A 6,261-nucleotide genomic window follows, 5' to 3' on the forward strand; every position below is an offset into this window, starting at 1 on the left:
ATGTTCATAGAAAAACGCCCCAGGCCATCGAGACCCAGGGCGGTGAAGATATCAAAGACCCGTTTTCCGGTAAATCGCAATGCGGCTCCGCTTAAGTGAACAGCATTGCGCTTGATGCGGGGTATTTTTTTGTCTGCATGAACCAGCGGCGACGCCGCTCTCCCCTGAGGGATGACTCAGGGAGTGATGGCCTGGGCCGCAAAGCGCGCCAGAATGGGGTTGTGGTCAGAGGCATCGGTAGCCGGTGAACTCACCTCCACCAGATCCAGATTGCGATAGTAGAGGTGATCCAGCGGGCGGCCAAAAGCGGTGCGACGCAGATCAGGCACAGGTATGGCCTCCTGCAGGCCAAGCTCGCCCACCAGCTTGTTCAACCAGAACGCTCGCTTGTCGCTCCAGGTGTTGAAATCGCCGCCCAGGATGACCGGCCCCTGGTGGCGATGGATCAACGCAGTCAGATCGTTGAGCTGCTCGCGGAAGGTCGCCATGCCCAGTTCGAAATTGACCGCATGGAGATTCACCACCAGCACGCCGTCAGGATCCCCCTGCAAGGGATAGAGACTGACCAGACCTGACTTGGGGATACGCAGCAGGGGTTCGGGGGAACGGACGCCACAGACAAACGCCTGCGGCGTTTTCGCCACCGTCATCACGCCAAAGGAGACACCTCCCTGGGTGAAGGCCTGCAACTGCTGCCACTGGAAATCCCCTCTCTTCAGCCAGTCCAGCATCTCGGGCCGGGTCGCCGACTCTTGCAGCAGCACCAGATCCTGGGACTTGGCATACTCATCCAGCCCTTCCCGCCAGTTCTTGCGTTGTCCCTTGTAGAGGTTCCAGACGGTGATGCCAAACTCCCTCGGCAAGGCCGTGGAGGCGAGCGCCACCAGAGGTGGTCTGTCACAGCTTGCGCCAGGTATGATACCTGCCGCAGTCACCAGATGATCTTGATCCGGTACCTCGAAGCAACCGACCAGCCCCAACGTCAGCAGGGACGTTCCCAGAATCCGATAACTATTTTTCATTGGCTAACAATCACCTGCCTCTGCAAGACGACATGGCCCTCACACAGGCCACGGTCGCCGACTAGTCTCATTATTCGTGTCCGGCCCGACTCATCCAGAAGGAATTCAACGATGGCGAGACAGCACCAGTACCGCGTGACATTTTACGATCAACAGGGAACCTGTCATCAAGTGGAGCTTTCCACCGTCTATCAAATCAGGCGGGATCCCCAATGTGATCTCTGTCTGTTCGACACCCGGCAGTGCGTGGGGTCGGAAGAGATGCTGGAGCGCATGATACGGCAAAAAACCGGGCTTGAGCAGGAAATATCCATCATCAATGCCCGGCTCATCTGAGCAGACTCAGACCGGCACGGGGCGGGATTTGCCCTGATCGTCGATGGCCACATAGGTGAAGACGCCCTCGGTCACGCAGTACCGCTGGGCTTCGTTCTCCCGCAATACCGGCTTGACCCAGACCTCCAGTTTGAGTCGCATGGAGCTGCGACCAATCTTGAGGCAGCGACCGTAACAGCACACCACGTCACCCACCTTGACCGGGCTGTGGAAGGTCATCCCCTCCACCGAGACGGTACAGATGCGCCCTTTTGCCAGCTCCTTGGCCATGATGCCCCCACCTATATCCATCTGGGACATGATCCACCCGCCGAAGATATCGCCATTGGGGTTGGTATCGGCTGGCATTGCCAGGGTTCTCAGCAACAGCTCCCCATCGGGGTGGCGCTTGGTCTCTTCCATCATTACCGCTCTCTTTATCATGGATGGCGGCATGATAGGGGGCGATCCCCCCCTTGGCAAACCTCAATTGTCCCGGAGCGCGCGCCGTATCTGGTTTGCACGCCAGATGACCGACTCCGGGGCCCGGATGGCGACGACCCGTTCAGCCCTTCAAGGCCGCACCGTCCGCAAACCAGTGGGCCGGATCCGGCCAGCGATAGACGAAACCAAGCTGCTGGCAGATGCGCTGACCTTCGATGGGAGCAAACTCCCCCGCCGGCTCGACGAACTGCGGCGGCACCAGCCCGAGCAGGCGGCTCGCGAAGGGGTAGAGCTGCTCCCGGCGTGGGTGAACGGGGGCACTCAGATTGTAGGCATCCCCATCCTGCCCCCGGGCCAGCATCAACTCACAGGCGGCCACCACGTCGTCCAGATGCACCAGGTTCACAGCCTGGCCTCCCCCGGCCAGCGTCTTGCCCGCCAGAAAACGGCCGGGGTGACGGTCAGGACCATAGAGTCCGGCCGGGCGCAAGATCATGGCGCAGTCAACATGCCCTTCCAGCACGGCAAGCTCGGCCGCCCGCATCCGCAAGCCTCTGTCATGGGCTGGAGCGGGCGTATCATCCTCCCCCTGTCCGGCCCCCCAGACCGAAGTCGCGCTGATAAACAGAACCCTCTGAACACCCGCCTCCCTCGCCTGTCGGCACAGACTGGCCACGGACGCCGGGTAATCACCGGTCTTGCTGGGGGGCACGCAGATCACTAGGTCATGACAACGAAAAGGCAGTGGCCCCATGTCAGGGGTGAGCAACAGCGGCCAGGCGGCAATACCCTCCCCCCGCAGCCGTTCAGCCTTTTCGGCCGTACTGACCGTCACCGCGATAGATTGCCCCTGCTCTTGCAATGCCCTGGCCAGGGGCAACCCCAGCCAGCCGGCGCCCACGATACCCGTCTGATACTCAAATTCGTTCGTCATACCCGGATCCTGACAAAAAAAACGGCCATCCAATGATGACCGTCGAAAGTAACGAAGGAAATAGCCGGATTAACCGGTTACCTCCCACAGCGGGAAAATCGGGAGCGCACGCTCCTAATTCGTGGGCCTATCCTAGTGGCAGCGCGGTCAAAAAGCTTTGAAGCGGATCACAGTTGAAAAGGATTTCTGAAAGCGCTTTCAATGTTTTGCGAAAAAGTCGGCCCACTTGGGGCCAACTTTATGACTCAGGCCACCGACTCCCGCCGTACCAGTTCGGCTTCGAATTTGAGCGCCAGCCCCTCTACCGGCTTGTGATCCAGCAGCCTCAGGGCCAGCTCAGCGGCCCGCTCTCCCATCTCCTCGATGGGGTAACGTACCGTGGTGAGCTTGGGATAGATGTATCGGGCATAGGGGATGTCATCAAAACCGACCACAGAGACCTGCTGGGGTATTTTGTAACCCCGCTCCAGCAGACAGGAGATGGCCCCCGCCACCATGGCATCGTTGAAACCCAGCACAGCGCTGAACTCGACGCCGCGCGCCAGCAGCTCGCTCATGGCCACATAGCCACCTTTTTCGTCGGCATAGGCACGGCCGATGAGGGCAGGATCCAGCTCGATACCTGCCCGTTGCAGGGCGAAGCGATAGCCGGCCATCCGCTGCTGACCATCCACAAACTCCTCGTCATCGGAGGTGACGAAGGCAATCTTGCGATGTCCCGCGTCCAGCAGATGCTGGCAAGCCGTGGTGATGCCGGCCTGGTTGTCCAGCCAGACGCAGCGATCCTCGCAGCCTGGCACCTGACGGTTGATGAAGACGATGGGGGTCGTGCCCGACGCCAGCTCGCTGAGCTCTTCGTCAGGCAGCGCCTTGCTGTGAAGGATAAGGGCATCACACTGGCGCTGCAGCAGCGCCTGGATGGCGTGCCGCTCACGGGTCGCGTCGTGGTTGCCGGACACCACGATGGTGAACTTGTTCGCCTTGTCGACCATGCTTTCGATGCCGCGCATCATCTGGGCGAAGAAGGGGCCGCCACACAGATCCCCCACCAGCACACCGATACAGTTGGAGCGCTTGCTCACCAGGGCCTGGGCGAAGCTGTTTGGACGAAAGCTGAGCTCCTTCATGGCCGCGAGGACAGCCTCGCGCTTCTCGGGCGCCACCTGCGCCGTGTTGTTGATCACTCGAGACACTGTCGAAATGGAGACATTCGCCAGCTGAGACACATCTTTGATCGTTGCCACTCTCGATTCCTTTGTTGGAAAAGCCTGTCAGTGATGATCGGGCATTGTATCGAACCTGACAGACCAAGACGCGGCGCCCGATCACCTGGCAGGTTTCCTTTTGTAACAAAGCTTAAGGGATGATAACCATTTTGGGGCAAGAATGGGAGGCCGCCGCCACAACGACTGCCCCCCGAACTCAATAGGCGTGATTCAGCTCGCGTTCCGACATAAAACGCAAAGGCTGCTGCAGCTTGTGTTGATAGATGAGATCGAAAGAGAGCACGTTCTGGACATAGTTGCGCGTCTCCCGATAGGGGATGCTCTCCACCCAGACATCCATCGGCTTGTTGTCGCTCTGCTCGCGCCAGCGCTTGACCCGGCCAGGACCCGCATTGTAAGCCGCCGCCGCAAGGATCCGGTTGCCGTCATACACATCCAGCAGGCGCTTGAGGTAGGCGCTGCCAAGACGAATGTTCATGGCCGGGTCGAACAGTTGCTGCTCGTTGCGATAGGGCACCCCAAGCTTGCCGGCCGTCTCTTTCGCGGTGGCAGGCATCAGCTGCATCAACCCCCTCGCCCCGACCGGTGACTGGGCCAGGGGATAGAGTGCGCTCTCCTGACGGGAGATGGCGTAGAGCAGACTGGTGTTCATGGTGCGCTCTTGTGCCATCTGGGAGAAGGTGCGCTTGAGGGGCAGCGGGAAGCGCAGGTCCAGCGCATCCCAGGCCTCGGCACGGATGCTGGAGAGGATCGCCAGCTCGTGCCAGCCCTGGTTGAGGGCGATGTGACCAAACTCCAGGCGCTGGGCCACGCTGTTGCGATCCATGTTGTGGATCCACTCAGAGCGGGCCGCAGTGATCTCGTTCATCGCCAGCAGTTCACGCACCCGCAGCAGGAAGGGCCAGCGGCGGCTGGCACTTTGCCAGTCCGGCACCTTGTGCGCCACGCTCTGGTTCTTCATGCGATAGGGCACACCGGTGCGCTGGGCCGCCATGAAGCCGTAGAAGCCGCGCAGACTCGCAGTCTCGAGATAGAGGTCCCGCGCCGGTTTCTGCCGCCCCTGTTTCTCCAGCGAGCGCGCCATCCAGTAACGCCAGCGATCCTCTTTTTGCAGCCCCATGGGCATCCGCTTGACCCAGCCTTCGAGGCCGCGCCAATCCTGCTCCCAGATGGCAAGACGGGCCCGCAGCTCCACCAGCTCCGGATCCTTGAGCCGCACCAGGGCCGTATCCAGCCAGGCGCGCTGGTCAGAAGAGCGGTCCAGCAACAGGCGACGGGCGGCGGCCTTCTCCACCCGACTCACCTCGGCATGGTTCAGGCCGAAGCGACGGGCAATCTCCCCCAGTTGGCGCAGAACCGCGTCGGGCTCCTGGTTGGCGTAGCGGGCCAGCCCCAGGGAGAGCAGATGGCGCGACGGGGGCGCCGCCGTGAAGTTGGCCGGATTCATCGCCCGCACGGGTTGGTCATACAGGGCGATCATCTGATCGCCATACCCCTTCATGCCGCTGCCGAGCTGGGCCCCGAGGTGGCGAATGAGGTTGGGGTTCTGGGCCTCGAAAGCCAGGTTCATGCGCTCCCAGATCTTCTCCTGAGTACGCAGACCCGCCTGCTGCCAGAGCTGGAACAGAGGATCGCAGGCATCGGGCCTGGATTGACCGCTCAACCAGAGTTTGCCTGCCTCCTGCAGGGCTTCACTCTGGTGCCCCGTGTAGTAGCGGGCCTGATAGTGCTGACAGAGCAGATCGGTGGAGCTTGGCTTGGCCGGATAGAAGCGCAGGAACTGGGACCACTGCTGGCTCTGGGCAAGATAGGTGAGATAGCTGCGCTCGAGCCGGTTGGACTGAGGAGTGTCCCCGTGCTGGCGGATGAAGCGGGTCACATCGTCGTAGTCTGCCGCCCCGGGACGGAACGCAAGCTGGTAGTAATCCAGATAGGGCAGCAGTGGATAGTGGATCAGGCGTGCCCGAAGCTGGCTGAATTTGACCTGATCATTGGCACGCACGGCCTCATGGGCCTGGCGATAGAGAGACTGCTCCATGGTTTGCGCAAAGGCGGGTGCCACTAGCCCTGGCACGCACAGCGCCGAAAAGATGATTCCCTGCACGACTTTCACGAATGGCATTCTCCCCTTGAAGGCATAACCACCGCCAAAGGGCGGTGGTGACATACCTTCATTCTACCCGCTAAGCACGGGGGCTACGCCACACTATTTTTAGGTTCTTCGCGGGATCCTGGGAAAGTGGAAGTTGACAGACAGGGTGCTGGTAAACTGGCTGTCTCCAAACACACCACCACCATCACCCTGCTGTCGCCGTGCATC

At 60.9% G+C, this 6,261-nt stretch carries 6 protein-coding genes; 1 reads left to right on the forward strand and 5 read right to left on the reverse strand.

Annotated features, from left to right (window positions below):
- Positions 1 to 176: 176 nt before the first annotated feature.
- On the reverse strand, positions 177 to 1,022 hold the full coding sequence (locus tag PG883_RS22310; RefSeq protein WP_029314263.1) for an endonuclease/exonuclease/phosphatase family protein: 846 nt from the start codon (positions 1,020 to 1,022) through the stop codon (positions 177 to 179).
- A gap of 111 nt (positions 1,023 to 1,133) precedes the next feature.
- Here PG883_RS22310 and PG883_RS22315 point away from each other — a divergent pair, with 111 nt between their 5' ends.
- Positions 1,134 to 1,358 carry a hypothetical protein gene (locus PG883_RS22315; RefSeq protein ID WP_010674132.1) on the forward strand — a complete coding sequence of 75 codons (225 nt, stop codon included), beginning with the start codon at positions 1,134 to 1,136 and terminating at the stop codon, positions 1,356 to 1,358.
- Between the two features lie 6 nt (positions 1,359 to 1,364).
- Here the strand turns inward: PG883_RS22315 and yciA are convergent, their stop codons facing one another.
- From yciA to PG883_RS22335, 4 genes are all read right to left on the reverse strand, one after another.
- A complete protein-coding gene (gene yciA / locus PG883_RS22320; protein WP_029314261.1) occupies positions 1,365 to 1,763 on the reverse strand; it encodes an acyl-CoA thioester hydrolase YciA in 399 nt (132 codons plus the stop codon).
- 139 nt (positions 1,764 to 1,902) lie between these two features.
- The gene (locus PG883_RS22325) at positions 1,903 to 2,715 is read right to left on the reverse strand and encodes an NAD-dependent epimerase/dehydratase family protein (RefSeq protein ID WP_124813597.1); all 813 of its coding nucleotides are present in this window, start codon (positions 2,713 to 2,715) and stop codon (positions 1,903 to 1,905) included.
- A 245-nt stretch (positions 2,716 to 2,960) separates the two neighbouring features.
- On the reverse strand, positions 2,961 to 3,959 hold the full coding sequence (locus PG883_RS22330; RefSeq protein ID WP_039038828.1) for a LacI family DNA-binding transcriptional regulator: 999 nt from the start codon (positions 3,957 to 3,959) through the stop codon (positions 2,961 to 2,963).
- Positions 3,960 to 4,137: 178 nt separating this feature from the next.
- Positions 4,138 to 6,054, reverse strand: coding sequence for a transglycosylase SLT domain-containing protein (locus PG883_RS22335; RefSeq protein WP_143238301.1), 1,917 nt, complete (start codon positions 6,052 to 6,054; stop codon positions 4,138 to 4,140).
- Positions 6,055 to 6,261: the final 207 nt, after the last annotated feature.

Source organism: Aeromonas sp. QDB25, from assembly GCF_027707725.1.
Lineage (GTDB): Bacteria > Pseudomonadota > Gammaproteobacteria > Enterobacterales > Aeromonadaceae > Aeromonas > Aeromonas caviae.

Bases quoted from the DNA above. Each gene is read 5' to 3' on its own strand.
- PG883_RS22315 (WP_010674132.1), top strand. From the start codon at position 1,134: ATGGCGAGACAGCACCAGTACCGCGTGACATTTTACGATCAACAGGGA.
- PG883_RS22325 (WP_124813597.1), bottom strand. From the start codon at position 2,715: ATGACGAACGAATTTGAGTATCAGACGGGTATCGTGGGCGCCGGCTGG.
- yciA (WP_029314261.1), bottom strand. From the start codon at position 1,763: ATGATGGAAGAGACCAAGCGCCACCCCGATGGGGAGCTGTTGCTGAGA.
- PG883_RS22310 (WP_029314263.1), bottom strand. From the start codon at position 1,022: ATGAAAAATAGTTATCGGATTCTGGGAACGTCCCTGCTGACGTTGGGG.